This window comes from Kitasatospora sp. NPDC101801, assembly GCF_044766665.1.
Taxonomy (GTDB): Bacteria; Actinomycetota; Actinomycetes; order Streptomycetales; family Streptomycetaceae; genus Kitasatospora.
On sequence record NZ_JBIWML010000001.1, the window covers coordinates 313459 to 334675 of the forward strand.

18 protein-coding genes and 1 pseudogene are annotated in these 21217 nt (G+C 72.7%); 12 read left to right on the forward strand and 7 right to left on the reverse strand.

Translation table 11 applies throughout. The annotated features are described in order from the left end of the window. Positions 1-63: 63 nt before the first annotated feature. The 5 genes and pseudogenes from ACIRPK_RS01360 to ACIRPK_RS01380 all read left to right on the forward strand — a co-directional run. A complete protein-coding gene (locus ACIRPK_RS01360) occupies positions 64-624 on the forward strand; it encodes a Uma2 family endonuclease (protein WP_403031262.1) in 561 nt (186 codons plus the stop codon). A 70-nt stretch (positions 625-694) separates the two neighbouring features. Beyond that, on the forward strand, positions 695-1264 hold the full coding sequence (locus ACIRPK_RS01365; protein ID WP_403031265.1) for a DinB family protein: 570 nt from the start codon (positions 695-697) through the stop codon (positions 1262-1264). Between the two features lie 189 nt (positions 1265-1453). Beyond that, positions 1454-2185: a hypothetical protein gene (locus tag ACIRPK_RS01370; RefSeq protein ID WP_403031268.1), complete on the forward strand. Its 732-nt coding sequence runs from the start codon at positions 1454-1456 to the stop codon at positions 2183-2185. A 627-nt stretch (positions 2186-2812) separates the two neighbouring features. Then, the gene (locus ACIRPK_RS01375) at positions 2813-3256 is read left to right on the forward strand and encodes a DoxX family protein (RefSeq protein WP_403031271.1); all 444 of its coding nucleotides are present in this window, start codon (positions 2813-2815) and stop codon (positions 3254-3256) included. 168 nt (positions 3257-3424) lie between these two features. Further along, positions 3425-4081, forward strand: a pseudogene (locus ACIRPK_RS01380) (DUF5995 family protein); the annotation flags it as partial. 177 nt (positions 4082-4258) lie between these two features. On the opposite strand, the gene ACIRPK_RS01385 reads toward ACIRPK_RS01380, so the two are convergent. From ACIRPK_RS01385 to ACIRPK_RS01395, 3 genes are all read right to left on the reverse strand, one after another. After that, positions 4259-5698 carry a GuaB1 family IMP dehydrogenase-related protein gene (locus tag ACIRPK_RS01385; RefSeq protein ID WP_403031274.1) on the reverse strand — a complete coding sequence of 480 codons (1440 nt, stop codon included), beginning with the start codon at positions 5696-5698 and terminating at the stop codon, positions 4259-4261. Positions 5699-5902: 204 nt separating this feature from the next. Further along, positions 5903-6520, reverse strand: coding sequence for a transglycosylase SLT domain-containing protein (locus ACIRPK_RS01390; RefSeq protein WP_403031276.1), 618 nt, complete (start codon positions 6518-6520; stop codon positions 5903-5905). Positions 6521-6775: 255 nt separating this feature from the next. Beyond that, positions 6776-8881, reverse strand: coding sequence for an MMPL family transporter (locus tag ACIRPK_RS01395; protein ID WP_403031278.1), 2106 nt, complete (start codon positions 8879-8881; stop codon positions 6776-6778). 78 nt (positions 8882-8959) lie between these two features. Here ACIRPK_RS01395 and ACIRPK_RS01400 point away from each other — a divergent pair, with 78 nt between their 5' ends. Then, positions 8960-9442: a MarR family winged helix-turn-helix transcriptional regulator gene (locus ACIRPK_RS01400; RefSeq protein WP_403031280.1), complete on the forward strand. Its 483-nt coding sequence runs from the start codon at positions 8960-8962 to the stop codon at positions 9440-9442. Between the two features lie 54 nt (positions 9443-9496). Here the strand turns inward: ACIRPK_RS01400 and ACIRPK_RS01405 are convergent, their stop codons facing one another. The 3 genes from ACIRPK_RS01405 to ACIRPK_RS01415 form a co-directional block, all read right to left on the reverse strand. Continuing rightward, positions 9497-10141, reverse strand: coding sequence for a fasciclin domain-containing protein (locus ACIRPK_RS01405; protein WP_403031283.1), 645 nt, complete (start codon positions 10139-10141; stop codon positions 9497-9499). Positions 10142-10240: 99 nt separating this feature from the next. Then, a complete protein-coding gene (locus ACIRPK_RS01410) occupies positions 10241-11869 on the reverse strand; it encodes a molybdopterin-dependent oxidoreductase (protein WP_403031285.1) in 1629 nt (542 codons plus the stop codon). A 67-nt stretch (positions 11870-11936) separates the two neighbouring features. Next, on the reverse strand, positions 11937-13052 hold the full coding sequence (locus tag ACIRPK_RS01415) for a spore photoproduct lyase family protein (RefSeq protein WP_403032689.1): 1116 nt from the start codon (positions 13050-13052) through the stop codon (positions 11937-11939). A 204-nt stretch (positions 13053-13256) separates the two neighbouring features. Here ACIRPK_RS01415 and ACIRPK_RS01420 point away from each other — a divergent pair, with 204 nt between their 5' ends. The 6 genes from ACIRPK_RS01420 to ACIRPK_RS01445 all read left to right on the forward strand — a co-directional run bounded on the left by ACIRPK_RS01420 (position 13257) and on the right by ACIRPK_RS01445 (position 18784). Further along, complete coding sequence (locus tag ACIRPK_RS01420; RefSeq protein WP_403031287.1) at positions 13257-13841, forward strand: sigma-70 family RNA polymerase sigma factor; 585 nt, start codon at positions 13257-13259, stop codon at positions 13839-13841. After that, positions 13838-14584 (forward strand): anti-sigma factor domain-containing protein, encoded by a 747-nt coding sequence (locus ACIRPK_RS01425; protein WP_403031290.1) that lies wholly within the window; start codon positions 13838-13840, stop codon positions 14582-14584. Before ACIRPK_RS01420 ends, ACIRPK_RS01425 begins: the two co-directional genes overlap by 4 nt. Before the next feature lie 96 nt (positions 14585-14680). Then, positions 14681-16003 (forward strand): NAD(P)/FAD-dependent oxidoreductase, encoded by a 1323-nt coding sequence (locus ACIRPK_RS01430; protein ID WP_403031293.1) that lies wholly within the window; start codon positions 14681-14683, stop codon positions 16001-16003. After that, positions 16000-16725 (forward strand): DUF1365 domain-containing protein, encoded by a 726-nt coding sequence (locus tag ACIRPK_RS01435; RefSeq protein WP_403031295.1) that lies wholly within the window; start codon positions 16000-16002, stop codon positions 16723-16725. Before ACIRPK_RS01430 ends, ACIRPK_RS01435 begins: the two co-directional genes overlap by 4 nt. Beyond that, positions 16722-18008 (forward strand): class I SAM-dependent methyltransferase, encoded by a 1287-nt coding sequence (locus tag ACIRPK_RS01440; RefSeq protein WP_403031298.1) that lies wholly within the window; start codon positions 16722-16724, stop codon positions 18006-18008. The genes ACIRPK_RS01435 and ACIRPK_RS01440 overlap by 4 nt, the downstream gene beginning before the upstream one ends. Positions 18009-18058: 50 nt before the next feature. After that, positions 18059-18784, forward strand: a complete 726-nt coding sequence (locus ACIRPK_RS01445) for a DUF1295 domain-containing protein (RefSeq protein ID WP_403032692.1) — start codon at positions 18059-18061, stop codon at positions 18782-18784. A 62-nt stretch (positions 18785-18846) separates the two neighbouring features. Here the strand turns inward: ACIRPK_RS01445 and ACIRPK_RS01450 are convergent, their stop codons facing one another. Further along, entirely contained in the window at positions 18847-20907 is a 2061-nt protein-coding gene (locus ACIRPK_RS01450) for a glycosyl hydrolase family 18 protein (protein WP_403031301.1), read from the reverse strand. Positions 20908-21217: the final 310 nt, after the last annotated feature.

Genomic DNA, 21217 nt, shown 5'->3' on the forward strand with positions numbered 1-21217 from the left:
GCCGCCGGACCCGTCTCACTAGGCTGGCGTCGGACCGGAACACCGACACACCGCGAGCGCCGGATGAGCTGCACCAGACTGCGCACGATCGCCGACGCGATCGCCACCCGGGCCCCGGACGACATCTGGGCCACCGGGATCAGCGGCAGCGAGATCCTGATCCTGACGGGCCGCACCAACCCGCACCAGCTCCTCGCCCGCCGCCTGGCCAACCAGCTCGACCGCCAACTGGACCACGCTGCTACCGGATTGATCGCCCACGGCGGCGCCGACGTCGAGGATCCCGAGTCGGGCATCAAGCGGCGCCCCGACGTGATGGTCCTCCCCGAGAACGCCCTGGAGTCCGGCGAAGCCGTCCACCCCCGTGACGTCACGGGGGTGGTGGAGGTCGTCTCCAAGTCCAACCCGGAGAACGACTACGAGGGCAAGATGCGCGACTACCCCACCATGGGTATCCCGCACTACCTGATCGTCGACCCCCGCACCGGCACCGGCCTCGTCCTCTCGGCGCCGCACACCACCCCCGAGGGCCGCCGCTACAGCACCCGCCGCGAGTTCCGCTTCGGCGAGACCGTCCAGCTCGGCCCGTACGACATCGAGACCTCGGAGTTCCCAACCTACTGACCCGCCGACCCGGGCGACCCACCGCCTCGGCGTGGGAACTCGGTAGCGGGCCCCGGTCGACGCGGACACTATGGTGCGCATGAGCGATCAACCCGAGCGATGGACCCAGGCAACCGTCTACCCCGACATGTGGGCGAATCCGGACGACGACCCCCGCGAGAGCGACGGTCCCGGTCCGGAGGGCGAGTTGGCGACGCTGCAGGACTACCTGACGAACTACCGCCTCACCCTGCGGATGAAGTGCGAGGGCCTGAGCCCGGCGCAGCTGGCCCGCCGTTCGGTGCCGCCCTCGACGATGTCGCTGCTCGGCCTCATCCGCCACCTCGCCGAGGTGGAGCGGGACTGGCACAACTGGATCACCGAAGGCGACCCGCTGCCGAAGCTGTACGGCAAGCGCGACGCCGACTTCGACGGAGCCGTCGCCGACCAGGCCGTGGTCGACGCCGCGTACGCCGACCTGGAGCGCGAGCAGGCCGCCATCGACGCCACCCTGGCCCGGTACCAGGACCTCGGCAAGCGGGTGGGGCGGGAGAACATCGCCGTACGCGAGCTCCTGGTCCACCGGATCGAGGAGTACGCCCGCCACTGCGGGCACGCCGACCTGCTCCGCGAGTGCGTCGACGGCCGCGTCGGCCAGTGACGAGCGCCGCGGCGGTCACCCCGGACCGACCGCAGCGGGAGCCCCCAACTCCCCCACGGGAACCGGATGTCGACACGATGGACACTCCGGCTCCACGGTGCCGCGGGCCGGTGCGGGCGGTGATCGCCCGCACCGGCCTGATCGAATAATGGACGGTACATCGGCACGAATGCTGGTAGCTTCCGTGACGTGCCGAAGCTGAACCAGATCATCGCCGTCGAAAAAGGCGTCAAGTCCAAGTCCTTCCAGGAGCTGACCCAGGCTCACCAGGACCTCCAGAAGCCCGCGCTGCTGGCCGGTATCGCCCGGACGTACCAGCCGAAGGACGAGGAGGGCGAGCAGCTGCCGCCCGAGTCGACCCGGGTGCAGGTGAAGGCCGAGGACATCCTGCGCAGCACCGCCGCCACACTGACCCGGCTGTTCGACGTGACCGCCACCAAGGACTGGGCGAACCGGACCGCCGCGGCGGACGTGGTGGTGGACGGTGCCGTCCTGCTGGCCGAGGTCCCGGTGCCGTACCTGCTCTTCCTGGAGAAGCAGCTCACCGACCTGTACACCTTCGTCCGCAAGCTGCCGGTGCTGGACGCCGCCGAGTCGTGGAACCTCGACCCGTCGACGGACTCCTGGAAGACCGACGCGGTGCGCACCATCCGCACCAAGAAGGTGCCGCGCAACCACGTCAAGGCCGAGGCCACCGAGAAGCACCCGGCGCAGGTCGAGGTGTACTACGAGGACATCCCGGTCGGGTACTGGACGACGGTGAAGTTCTCCGGTGCGCTGCCGGCCCGGCGGGTCAACGAGCTGACGGAGCGGCTGGAGAAGCTCCAGCAGGCCGTCAAGTTCGCCCGCGAGGAGGCCAACAACGCCGAGGTCGGCGACCGTCGGGTCGGCGACGCGGTGTTCGGCTACCTGTTCGGGTAGCCCCACGATCACCCCCGTTCGAGCGGGGGTGCGCTGAAGAGCGCAAGCTGAAACTGATGTTGAAGCTGACCACGGGACGACAGTGGGGGTTCGAATCCCTCCCCCGGCACCACAGGCCGGGGTAGCCCAAGCCGGCAGAGGCACGTCCCATGAATCTCAGATTCTCGCTCCAGTCTCAGTATTCGCCGCCGATCACCGGATCGACCGGGCGCGGACGATCATCGACGGATGCGGGTTCAAGTCCCGCCTGTGCCTCTGACCGTGGCACGGTAGTTCAACGGGAGAACACGTCGATCTCAGAATGATCCGCACCCTTCAACGTGCCGGTGTGCGCAATTGGGTGGCATCTCAGGGGCCCGGGGGCTGGATACGCTCCCGGGTCCCGTCACGTTCCCCGGGCCGCGTCGAGGCCACGCCTCCGCTAGCCGACGTCACGTCAACTGTGCTGATGTGAACGGGCGTTGACGCGCGCGTTACGGTGCGCGAAGGAACCATAAGCAAACGGTCACGGACTCGTGAAGGCTCCATGGAAACCGCTGCGACTTGACCTGTACAAGGCCAGCCTTGCCTTGCCTTCGCCCGTCGCGGCTCCCGCCGCCACGGCCCCGTCCCCCATGGAGTCCGTCGATGTCCGTCATCCCCCACAGCACTGTCGACTCTGCCCGGCCCTACGTCGTGGGCCTGTCCCGGATCGCGATCGGTCTGCTCTTCTCCTGCCACGGCGCCGCCACCCTGTTCGACGTCCTGGGCGGCGCCAAGGGCGGCGCCCCGGCGGCCTTCGCCTGGCCCGGCTGGTACGCGGCCGTGATCCAGCTGGTCGGCGGCGTGCTGGTGCTGCTCGGCCTGGGCACCCGGATCGCCGCGCTGATCTGCTCCGGCTCGATGGCGTACGCGTACTTCAGCGTGCACCAGGAGCACGCGCTGTGGCCGATCCAGAACGGCGGCGACGCGGCCGCGATGTTCTGCTGGTCCTTCCTGCTGATCGCCGCCACCGGCCCGGGCGCCTTCGCCCTGGACGCCCTGCTGGCCCGCCGCCCGGCCGCCGTCACCACCGCCTCGGCCACCGCCTGACCGAGTTCCACCGCTTGACCCGGTTTGCCGCAGGACCCCCGACCGCCCGCGCCACCGCCCCGGCTCCCGCCGGGAACGGTGGCGCGGCGGCTTCCACCGGAAGGCGGCGGCTGCGAAGGTGAAGGTCCCCGCTGCCGGGCACGGGACAACGCCGAGAGGACGGGCCGGATGGCGACCGATCAGCAACTGACCGTCGATCAGGTGATCGAGCGGATGCGGCGGTTGACGGACGGCTTCCCGCCCGGCGACGGCGTGGGAGTCTTCAACGGGATGTACCTCACCGTCACCGAGCTGGTCCGACAGCGGCTGGCGGCCACCTACTTCGACGCTCCGGCGGCGATGGCCAGGCTGGACGCGGTGTTCGCCGGACGCTGGCTGGCGGCGGTGGACGCGGTCGCCGCAGGCCGCCGCCCGACCGCCTGCTGGCGGCCGCTGTTCGAGCTGCGCGGCCACCCGGGCATCCACCCGCTGCAGTTCGCCCTGGCCGGGATGAACGCGCACATCGAGCACGACCTGCCGCTCTCGGTGGTCGACCTGTGCCGGGAGCTCGGCCGGGAGCCGGCCCAGGTCGAGACGGACTACCTGCGGATCAACGCGCTGCTGGCCCAGGTCGAGGACCGGGTCAGGGACGAACTGCTGCCGGGTCCTGAGCAGTTGGACCTGGCCGACCCGCTGCTGCACGTGATCGGCGTCTGGAGCGTCGACCGGGCCAGGGACGCCGCCTGGGCCAGCGCGCTGGCCCTCTGGGAACTGCGCGAACTGCCCTTGGTCGGCCCGGCGTTCGGAGCCGCGCTGGACAGCTCGGTCGGCATGGTCAGCCGGGCGCTGCTCACCCCGCTGAACGGCCGTGGGCGGGGGGCCCCCCGCGCGGGGGGGGGGGGGCCCGCGCCGCCCCGGGGGGGGGGGGGCGGCCCCCGGGGGGGGCCCCCCCCCCCCCGCCGGGGCGGCCCCCCCCCCCCCGCGCGGGGGGCCCCCCGCCCACGGCCGGAAAGCGAGCGGGGATCAGGCCCAGCTGGAGTGCAGCGGCTTGCCCTCGGCGTACCCGGCGGCGCTCTGCACGCCGACGATCGCCTTCTCGTGGAACTCCTCCAGGCTGCGCGCACCCGCGTAGGTGCAGGAGCTGCGGACACCCGCGATGACCGAGTCGATCAGGTCCTCGACGCCCGGGCGGGCCGGGTCGATGAACATCCGCGAGGTGGAGATGCCCTCCTCGAACAGCGCCTTGCGGGCGCGGTCGTAGGCCGACTCCTCGGAGGTCCGGTTCCGCACCGCGCGGGCCGAGGCCATCCCGAAGCTCTCCTTGTACTGGCGGCCGTTCGCGTCGGTGTGCAGGTCGCCGGGCGACTCGTAGGTGCCGGCGAACCAGGAGCCGATCATCACGTTGGAGGCACCGGCGGCCAGCGCCATCGCCACGTCGCGCGGGTGGCGGACGCCACCGTCGGCCCAGACGTGCTTGCCGAGCCGGCGCGCCTCGGCGGCGCACTCCAGCACGGCGGAGAACTGCGGGCGGCCGACCCCGGTCATCATCCGGGTGGTGCACATCGCGCCGGGGCCGACACCGACCTTGAGGATGTCCGCACCGGCCTCGACCAGGTCGCGGACACCGACGGCGGAGACCACGTTGCCCGCCACGATCGGGATCTGCGGGTCGAGCCCGCGCACCGCGCGCAGCGCGCTGATCATCGACTCCTGGTGGCCGTGCGCGGTGTCCACCACGAGCACGTCCGCACCGGCCTCGATCAGCGCCTTGGCCTTGCCGGCCACGTCGCCGTTGATGCCGACGGTGGCGGCGATCCGGAGCTTGCCGGCCGCGTCGGTGGCCGGGGTGTAGAGGGTGGCGCGCAGCGCGTTCTTGCGGGTCAGCAGACCGACCAGCCTGCCGTCCGCGTCGATCACCGGGGCGAGCTTGCGGTGCGCCTCGTTCAGCTTCTCGAACGCCGCACGCGGGTCGATGCCCTCCTCCAGCAGCACCAGGTCACGGGACATCACCTCGGAGAGGCTGGTGAACCGGTCCACGCCCTGGCAGTCGGACTCGGTGACCACGCCGACCGGCTTGCCGTCCTCGACCACCACGACCGCGTTGTGCGCGCGCTTGGGGAGCAGCGACAGGGCGTCCGCGACGGTGTCGCCGGGGGCCAGCGTGACGGCGGTGTCGTGCACCAGGTGGCGCTGCTTGACCCAGCCGATGACGTCGGAGATGACCTCGGTGGGGATGTCCTGCGGGATGGCCACCAGGCCGCCGCGCCGGGCCACGGTCTCGGCCATCCGACGGCCGGCGATGGCGGTCATGTTGGCCACCACGAGCGGGATGGTGGTCCCGCTGCCGTCGTTCGAGGAGAGGTCGACACCCTGCCGGGAGCCCACCGCGGAGCGGCTGGGGACCATGAAGACGTCGTCGTACGTCAAGTCGTAAGCGGGCGACATGTCGTTCAGGAAGCGCATGAAAAGGGCTCTCTGGCTGGGAGAAGGTAGACCTCGGGTGCGGTTGCGGTCTGACCGCCGGGCGCACTCGGGCGCCCCGCACCCAACCGTCAATGTTCACCGATACCCCGGTCGAAAGCCAGTTCACACGGAATCCTTGATGATCCGCACAAGCTCGCCCGGGTGGCGTAGTCGTGACGCTGTAGGAACCTACAGTCGGAGGGCCTAGTAGCCCTTCCAGTGCGAGCCGTAACCGCGCGCCGAGGCCATCTTGTCCATGCCGCCGTACACCGCGTCGCAGTAGCGCGAGCTGGCGACCAGGTTGTCGACGGGGTTGCGGATGTCGGTGTGACCGGACAGCGCGTACGTCCTGAAGGTCGGCTGGATCATCTGGGTCAGCCCGATCGAGGGGGTGCCGGCCTTGGCGTTGGAGTCCCAGCCGTTCACCGCGTTCGGGTTGCCGGTGGACTCGGACATCGCGGTCGCGCGCATCGCCTTGGCGGACGGGACGGGCTTCCCGGCGGCCCCGAGCACGTCGCGGGCCTTCTGGATCCAGCCGTCCAGGTTGTCGGCGTAGACGGGGGCGGCGGTCGCGGCCGGAGCCGGCTCGGCGGCCGGGGCGGCGGCGGGCTCCGCAGCCGGAGCGGCGGCGGCCTGGGCCACCGGCTCGGCGGCCGGGGCGGCCACCGGGGTGACCGGCTGCGCGGCGGCGGGATCGGCCATCGCCTGGCTGACCGGGAGGATCGCGGTGACCGCGATCGCGCCGGCCACGCCGATGCCGAGCACCTGGTTGGGCAGCCGGTCGTACCGTATTCGGACCTTCGGGATGGTGAACGCACGCATGCCGCAGTACCTCCGGGTGAGGGGGAAAGTGGGCGCCGCACTCCGGGGCGCACTTTCGAGACTGCGGGACGGAACGAGGGCGGGCAAACAGCCCCATCGGCATGACGCACACCACACTTGACATCAACCCTGCTTCCAGGAAGCAGGGTTGACGCCACGTCAGCAGGTGCGGCGACGGCACGGTGAAGAAGGTCACGTCCGCCGACGGTCCGCAGTTCTGGTGCCCTAGGTCCTCTTGTGACCCCATTCCCCCCTTTACCGACGGCCCGGACGTGTCGGCCACCACACCCGGTCGCCGAGGTCGTGCACCAGCGCGGGCACCAGCAGTGAGCGGACCACCAGGGTGTCGAGCAGCACACCGAAGGACACGATGAAGGCGATCTGGGCCAGGAACGCCAGCGGGATCACCCCGAGCGCGGCGAAGGTGGCCGCGAGCACCACGCCCGCCGAGGTGATCACTCCCCCGGTCGCGGTCAGGCCACGCAGGACCCCCTCGCGGGTACCGTGGCGCAGTGACTCCTCCCGCACCCGGGTCATCAGGAAGATGTTGTAGTCGACCCCCAGGGCGACCAGGAAGACGTAGCCGTAGAGCGGTACCGAGGGGTCCGTCGCACTGAAGCCGAAGACGTGCGGGAACACCAGCGCGGCGACCCCGAGCGTGGCCAGGTAGGAGAGGGCGACGGTGGCGGCCAGCAGCAGCGGGGCGAGCACCGAGCGCAGCAGCAGGACCAGGACGGCCAGGATGCAGAGCAGGACGGCCGGTACGATCACCGACCGGTCGTGCCGGGCGGTCACCCGGGTGTCGTACTGCTGCGCGGTGTAGCCGCCGACCCGGGCGTCCGCGCCGGGAACCGCGTGCACCGCCGCGCGCAGGCGCTGGACGGTGGCGACCGCGGCGTCGCTGTCGGCCGGGTCGGCCAGCGTGGCGTCCAGCCGGACCAGGCCGCCGACCTGCCTGGCCGGGCCGCCCGGCGCACCACCGGTGTAGGGACGGACCCCGGCCACTCCGGGGACGGCGGAAGCGGCGGAGGCCACCTGGTCGGCCCGGCCCGCCTCGGCGAGCACCACGGCCGGGTTGCCGGAGCCACCGGGGAAGTGGGCGGAGAGCAGCCGCTGCGCCGCGACCGAGGGCTGCTCCTTGACGAACAGCTCGCTCTGCGGCACTCCGCGCGAGTCGAGCAGCGGGGCGAACGCCGCGCAGGCCAGCAGGGCCACCAACGCGGCCGCCCAGGTGGCCCGGGGACGACGGCCGACCAGCGCGGCCACCCGCTGCCAGACACCGTGCGCCGCGGCGCCCTCGGCGGGCGGGCGGGCGGGCCAGTACGCGGCCCGGCCCAGCAGCACCAGGGCGGCGGGCAGGAAGGTGAGGGCGGACAGCACCGCGCAGACGATGCCGATCGCGCCGACCGGGCCGAGCGCCTGGTTGTTCGTCAGGTCGGAGAGCAGCAGCACCAGCAGGCCGAGCGCTACGGTGGCACCCGAGGCGCCGATCGGCTCGACCGACCGGCGCCAGGCCGTCCGCATCGCAGCGAACCGGTCCTCCTGGACGCCGAGCTCCTCGCGGAACCGGGCCGAGAGCAGCAGCGCGTAGTCGGTGGCGGCGCCGATCACCAGGATCGACAGCAGTCCCTGCACCTGTCCGTCGACCCGCACCACGCCGTGGTCGGCCAGCAGGTACACCACGGCGCAGGCCACCCCCAGCGCGAACACCGCACCGAGGATCACCAGCAGCGGCAGCAGCAGGCTCCGGTACACCGCGAGCAGGATCAGCAGCACCACCCCGAGGGCGACGCCGAGCAGCAGTCCGTCGATGCCCGCGAACGCGCCGGCCAGGTCGGCCTGGACGGCGGCGGGGCCGGCCACACCCGCGACCGTGCCGGGCACGGCGGAGGCCAGGTCACGGATGGCCCGGACGCTGTCGGCGGTCCCCTTGCCCAGGTCCGCCCGGAGTTGGACCACGCCCTGCACGGCCGCGCCGTCGGCGGAGGTGAGCAGCGGCGAGGCCGGGCCGGTGGCCCCGGCGACGGTGGCCGCAGCCGCCAGGGCCCGACCGGCACCCTGGCGGGCGGTCTCGTCGATCGGACCGTCGGCGCCCTGCCAGACGATCACCACCGGGAGCGTGGCCCCCGACTGGAACTCGGCGGCGAGCCGGGCCACTTCGGTCGACTCGGCGCTGCGCGGCAGGAAGGCGGCACCGTCGTTGGTGGAGACCTCGGACAACCGGCCGGCGTACGAGCCGAAGGCGCCGCCGAGGCCGAGCCAGAGGGCCAACAGGACCAGGGGGACAAGTAGTCGTCGGGCGGGCACGGGGGCTCCTTCGGCCGGACGGGCAGGTCGACCGGAGGATAGTATCTCAATCATTGAGAGACTTGATGAGTGAGAGAAAAGCCGAGGGCGAAGGGCGGCTAGGCTGAGGGCCCCCGTTCCTGGAAGGTCGCCTTGGCAGAGCAGCACCCCTCACCGGACGGTCGGGCCTTCGCCCTGCTGCTGCAAGGGCTCGCCTCCGAGATGAACCTGCTCGGCCACGACTTCGCGTCCGCCCAGGGCCTGCACAGCACCGACGTCCAGGCCCTGCTCGCGGTCCTGCGGGCCGCCGACGGCGGAGGTGTCACGCCCGGGAAGCTGCGGGAGCAGCTGGCGCTCACCTCCGGCGCGGTCACCGCCGTGCTGGACAGGTTGGAGCGGGCCGGGCACGTCACCCGGACCAGGGACGCGAACGACCGCCGCCAGGTCCGGGTGCAGCACAACCCGGGCGCGACCCGGATGGCCGGGCGCTGGTTCGGACCGGTGGCCGAGCGGACCGAGCTGGTGCGGCGCGAGTTCAGCGCGGCCGAACTGGACGTGGTGGTCAGGTTCCTGGCGCGGATGACCGAGGAGCTGGAACAGCTCAGGGTGGACCGCAGGGACGGCGCCGAGCAGTGAGCGCGCGGAGGCGGACCGGGTGGACACCGGTCCGCCTCCGGGGCTGATCCGGCGTCAGGAGGTCGGCATCAGCACGGTGTCGACGATGTAGACGGTGGCGTTGGCGGTCTGCACGTTGCCGCACAGCACCTTGGCGTTGGCGTTGACCGTGAAGTCCTGACCGGAGCCGCTCACCGCCAGGTCTCCGCCCTGCAGGGTCTTGTGGCCGCCGGCCAGCGCGGTCGGGGCCAGCCGGGTCGGGGTGACGTGGTAGGTGAGGATCTTGGTGAGCTTCTCCTTGTCGGCCAGCACCGCGTCCAGATCGGCCTTCGGCAGCTTGGCGAAGGCGTCGTTGGTCGGCGCGAACACGGTGATGTCGGCCGCCGAGTTGAGGGTGTCGACCAGGCCCGCCTGCTTCACCGCGGTGACCAGGGTGGAGAGCAGCGGGTTGTTGGAGGCAGCCGTCGCGACGGGGTCCATCGCCATGCCGGAGAAGCTGCCCGCCCCGTCCTTGGGGACGGCGGAACAGGCCGCACCGAACGGCTGGCCGGCCACCATCGGGGCGGCCGAGGTGGCGGCGGCGGAAGTGGCGGCCGAAGCGGCCGGGGAGGAGGCCGAGCCCGAGCTGCTGCCGCTGCTGCAGGCGCTCAGGCCGAGCACCAGGGCTCCGGCGGCGAACAGGGCGGCCAGGGACGTGCGGCGGGAGGTGTGCAGGGACATGGGAACTGCTCCTTGAGTGGGTGGGACATTCCGGTTCCGGCATGGCGGGACCGCCACCGGAACCCTTCGGGCGGGTCGGTGTGCTGCTGGGAAGGTGGTTCAGGAGACCGTCACCACGGTGCTGTGCCAGCCCGTGGCTCCGGCGGGAAACGGGGTGGCGCGCGAGCCGGTCTGCACCGAGCCGGTGCCGTCGGTGGCCCGGACCTCCAGTCGGTGGGTGCCCGGACGGGCGCCGGTCCAGGTGTGACTCCACTGCCGCCAGACGTCGGGGCCGGCGTCCGCAGCGAGCCGGACCTCGGCCCAGGGGCCGCCGTCCACCCTCAACTCCACTGCGGCGATGCCCCGGTGGGTGGCCCAGGCGGTGCCGGCCACCGCCACGTCACCGGCCGCCACCCGGGCGAACGGCGCCGGGACGTCGATCCGGGAGGCGGTCCGCACCTCGCCGGTCCGGTCCCAGCCGCGCTCGACCCAGTAGGGGTCGTACGCCGCGAAGCTGGTCACGTCCAGGTCGACCAGCCACTTGGTGGCGGAGGTGTAGCCGTAGAAGCCGGGCACCACGGTGCGGCAGGGGAAGCCGTGCGCCACCGGCAGCACCTCGCCGTTCATGGCGACCGCCACCAGCGCGCGGCGGCCGTCGAGCACGGACTCCAACGGGGTGCCGATGGTCATCCCGTCCTCCGAGCGGCCCACCAACTGGTCGGCGCCGGAACGGACTCCGGCCCGGCGCAGCAGCGCGGGCAACGACACCCCGAGCCAACGGGTGGTGCCGACGTAGGGGCCGCCGATCTCGTTGGAGACGCAGGACAGGGTGTGGTCCAGCTCCTCCAGCGGGTACCGGAGCAGCTCGTCGTAGGAGATCAGCAGCGGACGGTCGACCAGACCGTGGATACGCAGCGCCCAACGGCGCGGGTCGATCCGAGGGAGCGTCAGGGCGGTGTCGACACGGTAGAACTCCTGGTTGGGGGTGACGAAGGAGGACAGCCCGGGGGTGTCGGGGCGGACCCCGGGCGGGAGTGGTGGGGCGGACCGGGCGGGCGCCGGCAGGCGGACGGCCTCCCGGGCGGTGGAGACGTCGTAGCGACGGTCGCTCAGGGTGCGGCCACCGGCCACCGCGAGGCCGCCCAGCAGCACCGTGCCGCCGGTGGCGGCCAGGACGGTGCGCCGGCTCGGCGCGGCCCGGTCCGGCTCCGGGTCCGCGTCCGCGTCCTGATCCGGCGGGTGGCCGGCCGGCCGGCCACCCGCCGTGGCGGGCCCGAACCGCGCCGGGCGCAGCCGGGTGGCGAGCCACGCCACCACCACCGCGCCCACCGCACCCGCCGCCAGTGCGGGCAGCGCGTCGGCCGGACCGGCCACCGGCCGCGACAGCGCCGCCCAGACGCCGAGCCCGCCGAACAGCACGAAGACGGCCGCCCCGAACAGCCGCCGCCGTACCGCGAGCAGTCCGGCCAGCACGGCGAGTCCCGCCATGGTGAGCTGGATGCCGCCCAGCAGGACCGGCTTGTCGTCGGTCCCGAAGTTCCGGACGGCGAACTCCTTGAGCGGAGTGGGCGTCAGGTCGATCGCGGCCGAACCGACCGCGATCACGGGGGCGGTGTCCGGTCCGGTGAGGACCGCCACCAGCTCTCCGGCTCCGACCGCGGCCACGGCGGCCGCCAGGCCGATCGCGGCTGCGGCGGCGATCCGGACCAGGCGGTTGCGTCGGGGCTTCGGTGTGCTCACACTCCCCATTCGGCGCAGTGTCACCGCCGGACGGGTCGGATCGGCAACTCTTTTCCGGGACGCTTCCGACGCCACGTCAGAAGGCGTACCTGACCTGCAGCCACGGGGCGAACCGGTCGATCAGGGAACGGAGTTCGCCCAGCGCCTCGGCCTTCCGGCCCGCCCGGTAGCGGACGTTCCAGCTACCGTTCTCCGAACGCTTGGGCTCCTGGAGCCCGGGCTGCCAGAGCACCTGCTCGGCCTTGGGATGCCAGCCGAGGTTCACCTCGTGCAACCCCTGGTTGTGCGTCAGCATGATGATCTCGGCAGCGGCCTGCTGCTTCACCGCGGTCGGCAGCAGACCGTCCATCCGCTCCAGCAGTTCGGCCCAGTCCGCCTGCCAGCCCGGTCTGATCACCACCGGCGAGAGGTTGAAGTGCACTTCGTACCCGGCAGCTTGGAAGTCCCCGGCGGCGGCCAGCCGGTCCGGCACGGACGCCGCGCGGACGTCCAGCAGCCGGGCGTCAGCCGGCGGCATCAGCGAGAACCGGATCCTGGTGCGCCCCCTCGGGTCCAGGTCGAGCAGGTCGCGGTTGACCCACTTGGTGGCGAACGTGGCCTTGGCGTTCGGCCAGTTCCGGAAGGCCCGGATCAGGTCGGCGGTGTTGTCGCACACCAGGGCGTCCACCGAGCAGTCGTTGTTCTCGCCGATGTCGTAGACCCAGGCGCGCGGGTCGCACTGGTTCGGCTCGTGCTTGCGGCCCTGCCGGGCGACGTGGCGGCCGAGGTAGCCGATGATCCGGTCGATGTTGGTGAAGACCGTGATCGGGTTGGCGTAGCCCTTGCGGCGCGGCACGTAGCAGTACGCGCAGGCGAGGGCGCAGCCGTTGGCCGAGCTCGGCGCGATCCAGTCGGCGGAGCGGCCGTTCGGGCGGGCGGCGAGCGACTTCTTCACGCCGAGCACCAGCACCTCGCTCTTGATCCTGGCCCAGCGCTCCACGTTGCCCTCGTTGCCGTGCAGCTCGGGGATGCCCCAGTGCGAGGCCACCTCGACGATCCGGGCGGCGGGGAAGCGCTCCACCACCTGGCGGCCGCGCGGCGAGGCCAGCGCCTCGGGCTCGGCGTGGATCTCGCGGACGTCGAGCAGGCGGTACGGGCGCTGGTCGGCAGGCACGGTGCTGGTCCTTCGGGTGGCGTTCCTGGGCGGAGGTATTCGGAGCCGCTCGCCCGCCGGATGGGTTCGGAGCTCCCCGCCCCGGATCGGTTCGGAACTCCCCCGCATGGGGACCCATCCGATCGGACGGTGGCTCCGAAGCACAGGTGTCGATCCCGCACGACCGACGGGATGGCCCGTCGGCAGCTCTGGAGGTAACCGCATGCCCCACGTCGGCCCGCAGCTCGGCCGGGAGGTGGCCAGGTGAGCAGTGTCGTCCAGCTCTCCGGTCCCCAGCGCCGCGGCCCCGATCTCCGGGAGCTGGTCGCCAAGGCCGCCTTCGGTGACCAGGACGCGTTCGGCCGGCTCTACGACGCGGTCGCCGGCCCGGTCTTCGGACTGGTCCGCAGGGTGCTGCGGGATCCGGCGCAGTCCGAGGAGGTGACCCAGGAGGTGATGCTCGACCTCTGGCGGAACGCCGCCCGCTACCAGCCCGAGCGCGGCGAGGTGCTGCCCTGGGTGCTGACCATGGCCCACCGCCGGGCGGTGGACCGGGTGCGTTCCGTACAGGCCGCCAGCGACCGCGAGCAGAAGGTCGCCGCCCGCTCGCACACCCCGGTCTTCGACGAGGTGGCCGAGCAGGTCGAAGGCCGGCTGGAGCGCGAGCAGGTCCGGCGCTGCCTCAGGTCGCTGACCGAACTCCAGCGGGAGTCGGTCACCCTGGCGTACTACCGGGGGTACAGCTACCCCGAGGTGGCGGAGCTGCTCGCGCTGCCGCTGGGTACCGTGAAGACCCGGATGCGGGACGGCCTCATCCGCCTGCGTGACTGCCTGGGGGTGGGCACATGACCATCGCGCCCGATCTGCACACGTTCACCGGCGCGTACGCCGCGCACGCACTGGACGAGCGCGAACGCGCCGAGTTCGAACGGCATCTGGCGGCCTGCCCGTCCTGCGCGCAGGAGGTCGCCGAGTTCGCCGCCACGCTGGCCCGGCTGGGCGCGGCCGAGGCGGTGGTCCCGCCGCCGGCGCTGAAGCAGCGGGTGCTGGCCCAGCTCCCCACGGTCCGTCAGCATCCGCCGCACGCCGCCCCGGGAGCGGACGCCGGTCGGCGCCCCGGCCGGTTCGGGCGGGTGCTGCCCCGACTGGCCCTGGCCGCCTCGTTGGCCGCCGCCGTCCTGCTCGGCGGGGTCGCCGCGCAGCAGCACGACCGGGCCGAGCAGGCCACGGCCCAGGCGAGCCGGCTCCAGGAGCGGCAGACCGGCTTCGAGTCGCTGCTCACCGCTCCGGACGCCCGTACCAGCACCGCTGCCGCCGGCTCCGGCGTGGGCACCGTGGTCTGGTCGCAGAGCCGCGGTCAGGCCGCCTTCCTGGCCGCCGGCATGCCGGCGCTGCCGGCCGGGAGCACCTACCAGCTCTGGTTCGACGACGCGGGCACCATGCGGTCGGCCGGGCTGATGCCGGCCACCGACGGTGCACTGCTGCTGGACGGCGCGATCGGCGGGGCCGGCGGGGTCGGCGTGACGATCGAGCCGGCCGGTGGGTCGAGTCGGCCGAGCGGGGCGCCCGTGCTGCTGCTGTCCTTCACCTGACAGCCGCCCGGCCGCTCCCCGTTCGGAGCAATCCGCTCCGCTCATGGCTCCGAAGTACTGGTGCACACCCGTACTTCGGAGCCTCGGAGGGCCCCAGTGACCGACACCGGAACCACCGCGACCAGCACCGCTCACCAGTTCGGCTCCGGCGGCCGCCGGGTGGCGGTGATCGGGGCCGGGGTGGCCGGCCTGACCGCTGCGTACGAGCTGCGCAGGGCCGGGGCCGAGGTGGAGCTGTTCGAGGCGGACGCCCGGCTCGGCGGCCACGCCCACACCCAGCGGGCCACCGCCCTCGACGGGCGTGAGCTCGCCCTGGACACCGGCTTCCTGGTGCACAACGAGCGCACCTACCCGGAGCTGACCCGGCTGTTCCGCGAACTCGGCGTGCAGACCAGGGACAGCGAGATGAGCATGTCCGTCCGCTGCGAGGGCTGCGGCCTGGAGTACGCCGGGGCGCGCGGACCCGCCGGCCTGCTGGCCCGGCCGAACTCCGTCCTGCACGGCCGTTACCTGCGGATGCTGGCCGAGGTGCCGCGCTTCCACCGGCGGGCCCGACGGCTGCTCGCCGACCCGGACGCGGGCGAACCCTCGCTGCGCCGGTTCCTGGCCGACGGGAACTTCTCGGCGTACTTCGTCAGCCACTTCATGACCCCGGTGGTGGCCGCCGTCTGGTCCTGCGCTCCGGACCTGGCGGGCGACTACCCCGCGCGCTACCTGTTCGCCTTCCTGGAGAACCACGGCATGCTCGGCGTCACCGGCTCCCCCACCTGGCGGACCGTGGTCGGCGGTTCGCAGACCTACGTCCGCCGGATCGCGGACCGGCTCCCCACCGTGCACCGGTCGGCACCGGTCCGCGCGGTGAGCAGGCACCCGGACGGAGTCACCGTCACCACCGAGGACGGGCACCGCCACCCGGCCGACGCCGTGGTGGTGGCGACCCACGGCGACCAGGCCCTGCGGCTGCTGGCCGACCCGACGCCCGCCGAGACCGAGGTGCTGGGCGCCTTCCGCTACTCCCGCAACCCCACCGTGCTGCACCGGGACGCCTCCCGGCTGCCGCAGGCCGCCTGGGCCCGGGGCTCCTGGAACTACCTGATGGCCGACTGCCACGGCGCCGCCGACCAGGTCCAGGTCAGCTACCACCTGAACCGGCTGCTCGGCCTGGACACCGCCGAGGACTACCTGGTCACCCTCAACGACGACCGGCACCGCCCGGTGGCCGCCGAGCACGTGATCTCGCGGACGGTCTACGAGCACCCGGTCTACACCGCCGCCAGCGTCGCCGCCCAGCGTCGGCTGCCCGAACTCTCGGTCGGCCGCACGGCGTTCGCCGGGGCGTACCACGGCTGGGGCTTCCACGAGGACGGCTGCCGCTCCGGCGTCCGGGCCGCCCGCTCCGTGCTGGGGGTGCCGGTATGACCACCGCCCTGCCGGGCCCCTGGGGCGCGGCACTGTACGAGAGCCGGATCACCCATGTCCGGCGCACCCCGCTGCGGCACGCCTTCGCGCACCGGACCTGCCTCTGGCTGGTCGACCTGGACCGGCTGCCGCCGGTGCCGGCCGTGCTCCGCCCGCTGGCGCGGTTCCGCGCCGCCGACCACCCCGGCACCGCCGGGCTGAGCCTGCGTCAGAACCTCGACCGGTACCTGGCCGGGGAGGGCGTCCGGCTCGGCGACGGCCGGGTCCTGATGCTCACCCAGGCCCGCTCGCTGGGCCACGTCTTCAACCCGCTCACGGTCTACTGGTGCCGGGACGCCGAGGGCCGGCCGCTCTGCACCGTGGCCGAGGTGCACAACACCTACGGCGGGCAGCACCGCTACCTGCTGCGGCCGGGTCAGGCCGGGACGGCGAAGGAGTTCTACGTCTCGCCGTTCTTCCCGGTCGACGGGGACTACCGGATGCGGCTGCCCGAGCCGGCCGACCGGCTGGAGCTGACCATCCACCTCGACCGGCCCGGCGGCCGGGCGTTCACCGCCACGGTGCGCGGCCGACGGCGCCCGGCGACCACGCGTTCGCTGCTCTCGGCCGTCCTGCGCCACCCGTTCATGACCTTCGCCGTCAGCCTGCACATCCGTTACCAGGGCATCCGGCTGCTGCTGCGCGGCCTGCCCGTCCACCGCAGAGAGGTACCACCGTCGTGACTTCCGTGGCCGACCCGACCACCGCACCCCTCCGGGGCGTCGACCCCGCCCGCTGGCCGGACGTGGCCCGGGTGCCGGTCGCGCCCCTGCGGGCCGCCGTCGCCGCCAAGCTGCTCGTCCGGCTCTCCCGCCGGTTCGGCGTCCGGGTCGAACTCCCGGGCGGGCACCCGCTGGTGGCCGCTCCGACCACCGCTCCGGTGCTGCGGCTGCACCGGCCGCAGGACTTCCTCCGGCGGATCGGCGCAGCCGGCCTGATCGGCTTCGGCGAGTCCTACCAGGCGGGCGACTGGGACTCCCCCGACCTGGTCGCGCTGCTGACGGCACTGGCCGTCGACCCGGCCGCCTGGGTGCCGCCCGGCACCGCCTGGCTGCGCAGGCTGTACGTCCAGCGGCCGCCCGCCACCGAGCGCGGCGGCGCCCAGCACACCCGGCGCAACATCCAGCGCCACTACGACCTCTCCAACGAGCTGTTCGCGCTCTTCCTCGACCGGACCATGAGCTACTCCTCCGCGCTGTTCCCGACCGACCTGGCGAGCGGCGCCCCGCTGGCGGACTGGGACGGACTGCCCGGTGCCCAGCACCGCAAGATCGACCGGCTGCTCGACCTGGCCCGGGTCGGCCCCGGCCGGACGGTGCTGGAGATCGGCACCGGCTGGGGCGAGCTGGCCCTGCGGGCGGCCCGGCGGGGCGCCCGGGTGGTCAGTCTCACCCTCTCCGCCGAGCAGCTCGACCTGGCCCGCCGCCGGATCGCCGAGGCGGGCCTGGCCGACCGGGCCGAGGTCAGGCTCTGCGACTACCGCTCCGCGGAAGGCAGTTACGACGCGGTGGTCAGCGTCGAGATGGTCGAGGCGGTCGGCCGGCCGTACTGGCCCGCGTACTTCGCCACCCTGGACCGGGTGCTCGCCCCCGGCGGCCGGGTCGCACTGCAGTCGATCACCATGCCGCACCAGCGGATGCTGGCCACCACCGACACCTACACCTGGATCCTCAAGTACATCTTCCCCGGTGGCCAGATCCCCTCCACCGAGGGCCTCGCCCAGGCCGCCGCCCGCCACTCCGGCCTGCGGCTGACGGCGGACCGGGGCTACGGAGCGCACTACGCCGAGACCCTGCGGCTCTGGCGGGAACGTTTCACCGCCCGCGCCGAGGAGGTGGCGGCCCTCGGCTTCGATCCGGTCTTCCAACGGATGTGGGAGCTCTACCTCGCCTACTCCGAGGCCGGGTTCCGCACCGGCTACCTGGACGTGCGCCAGCTGCTGCTGACCCGGGAGGGCGACCGGTGAGCCCGTTCCTGCCGAACCTGCTCGCCACCGCCGGCGCGGCGCTGGCGGTGATGCTGGCCGCCTTCGCGATCGGGGTCCGGACCGGTCGGCACCGGGGCGTGGACGTCGCCTGGGGCCTGGCGTTCGTCGCGGTCGCCCTCACCGGTTACGGGCTCTCGGCCGGCCACGGGGACGACGGGCGGCGGCTGTTGGCGACGGCCTTGGTGACGGTCTGGGGCCTGCGGCTGTCCGGTCACATCGGATGGCGCTCCCGGGGCGCGCCGGAGGACCCGAGGTACGCCCGGATGCTGGCCCGCAAGCCCGGCCCCTGGTACGCCCTGCGCAAGGTCTACCTGCTCCAGGCCGGCCTCCTGTGGTTCGTCTCGCTGCCGGTCCAGGTCGCCCAGTACCTGCCGGACCGGCTCGGCCCGCTCGCCGTCGCGGCCGTCGCGCTCTGGACCCTCGGGCTGGTCTTCGAGACCGTCGGCGACCGGCAGTTGGCCGTGTTCAAGGCGGACCCCGCCAACCGGGGCCGGTTGATGACCGAGGGCCTCTGGTCCTGGACCAGGCACCCGAACTACTTCGGCGACGCCTGCGTCTGGTGGGGCCTCTTCCTGCTGGTGGCCGACCGGCCGCTCGGCTGGGCGACCGTGCTGAGCCCGCTGCTGATGAACTGGTTGCTCGCGTACGGCAGCGGCAAGCCGATGGCCGAACGCGGCAGCGCGGGCAAGCCGGGCTGGGCCGCGTACGCCGCCCGCACCAGCGGCTTCTTCCCTCGTCCACCGCGCCGGAGTTGACGCACCGGAGGCCCGGCCGTCAGCGAGGGCTGACGGCCGGGCCTCCGTCGTGCGGGTGGGGATCAGGCGATCGAGAAGTCGTCGCCGTAGACGCTGCCCTGGCCGTACCAGCCGTGCAGGTAGACCGTGACGGTGCCCGAGGCGCCGGTGGTGAACGGGACGGTGAGCTTGGTCCAGCTGCTGGAGCCCGGGGTCCAGGTGCTGGCCGTCGCGCCGCCGCTGACGCCGAGGTAGGAGTAGTTGCCCTGGACCCAAGCGGACAGCGTGTAGCTGGTGTTGGGGGCCAGCGTCACGGTCTGGCCGCACTGGCCGGTCTGCGAGGCGGTCGCGGCCGCCAGCAGGGCGTGGGTGCCGCCGTGGGCCGGGGTGCTCACCACGGCACCGCCGGCCTGGCAGGTCCACGGGGCCAGGCTGCCGGCCTCCAGGCCGCCGTTGACCAGCCCGGTCGGGTTACCGGTGCCGGTCACGGTCAGGGTGTAGGTGGCGGTGTGGCTGCCCGAGGCACCGGTGGCCTTCACCGTCAACGGGTAGCTGCCGGGCACGGTGGCCGCCGTGGTCGAGACCGACAACGTCGCACCCGAACCGGCGTTCACCGTACCGGGGTTGACCGAAGCCGTGACCCCCGCCGGAGCACCCGTCACGGTCAACGCCAGACTCTGCGCCGAACCCGAGGTCACAGCCGTGGAGAGCGCCGCGGTGGTGGCCGAACCCGCCACCACCGAACCGGCCGCCGGGCTGACGGCGAGCGAGAAGTCGTTGCCCGGCTGGGTGCCGGTCACGGTCAGGGTGTAGGTGGCGGTGTGGCTGCCCGAGGCACCGGTGGCCTTCACCGTCAACGGGTAGCTGCCGGGCACGGTGGCCGCCGTGGTCGAGACCGACAACGTCGCACCCGAACCGGCGTTCACCGTACCGGGGTTGACCGAAGCCGTGACCCCCGCCGGAGCACCCGTCACGGTCAACGCCAGACTCTGCGCCGACCCCGAGGTCACAGCGGTCGAGAGGGCGGCGGTGGTGCCGGAGCCCGCCACCACCGAACCGGCCGCCGGGCTGACGGCGAGCGAGAAGTCGTTCACCGGGGTGGTGGTCCCGCTGGTGTACGGCGCGAAGATCCGGCTGAAGTCCCAGGTGCCCTGGCTGATGCCGGAGCAGCTGTCGGAGCCCGCCGTGCCGACGCAGCCGCCGTTGTCACGCTGGAGCGCCCAGAACGAGAGGGTGTTGACACCCTTGGAGAGCGCCCAGTTGTAGACCGTGGTTGCGTTCGCCACGGTGAAGGTCTCGGCCGGACCGAAGTCGTCGATGCCGATCATCTCGATGATGCCGATCGAGCCCCACAGCTGCGCCGGGGTCCGGGTCGGGTAGAGCTGGGCCAGCTGGTTGTACAGGCCGGTGGTGGCGGTCTGGGTGTCGGTCGCCATGTTGTGCGCGGCGTTGTCGTAGTAGTCGAACGTCATCTGGTTCACGACGTCGATCCGCGCGTTGTTGGCGATCGCGTTCCGCAGGACGTTCAGCCCGTTGTCGGCCAGGCCCTGGGTGGTGGTCGGCAGCGTGTACGAGAACTGGATCGACCGGCCGTTGGCCGCCGCCCAGTCCTGGACCAGCTTGATCGCCTTGTTCCGGCGGTCGATGCCACCGCTGTTGGTCAGCGAGTTGTCCTCGATGTCGAGGTCGATCCGGCTGATCTCGTAGGTGGTGATGACCTTCTCGAAGGCCGCCGCGATCTGGTTCACGTCGGTGCAGCTGTCGGCGAGTTCGGTGCCGGTGTTGTCCGCCGTGTAGCCGCCGAACGAGGGGATGACGTCCCCGCCGTTGGCGCGGATGGTGGCGATGTCGGCGCCGAAGGTCGCCGAGGAGACCGGCATCGAGGCGTCGCCGTTCCACAGCGGCGTGCAGGAGCCCTTCGAGGCGGTCTGCAGGAAGGCCAGGGTCAGGTTCTTGGCACCGGACTGCGCGGCCAGCGCGGCCGGGCTGGCACCGGTCCAGGCCTCGAAGTACGGGGCGAAGATCCGGGTCGGCAGCGGGGTCGCGGCCTGGGCGGTGGCGGTGCCCACCGTCATCAGGCCGGCCGACGCGGCCAGCGTCGCAAGGGCGGCCACAACGGCCTGGGCAGGTCTACGTAGGCGCATGGGTTCTCCAACAGACGGGTGGACGTTGGTGGTTGGTACCACGTGTGCAGCCACGGCCGGGGCCGTGGCGAAACGCCCGCGCCAGGGGTACCGGGGCGGGAACGGCGGTGCGGGGAGCACGGTCGCCGTACGGGTCGGGGGTGGTCGGGAGTTGGGCAGGGCAAGCCCCGCCGGCCGGATTCACACCCCCACAGCGCATCCCGGTCGGATGGACAACGCTTATCGTTGGACTAGACCACCTGTCTGTCAAGAGTCCTAATAGTTCGTCACCAAAGCCTTTACCGGCGCTTGGCCGGCCCACTACCTTCGG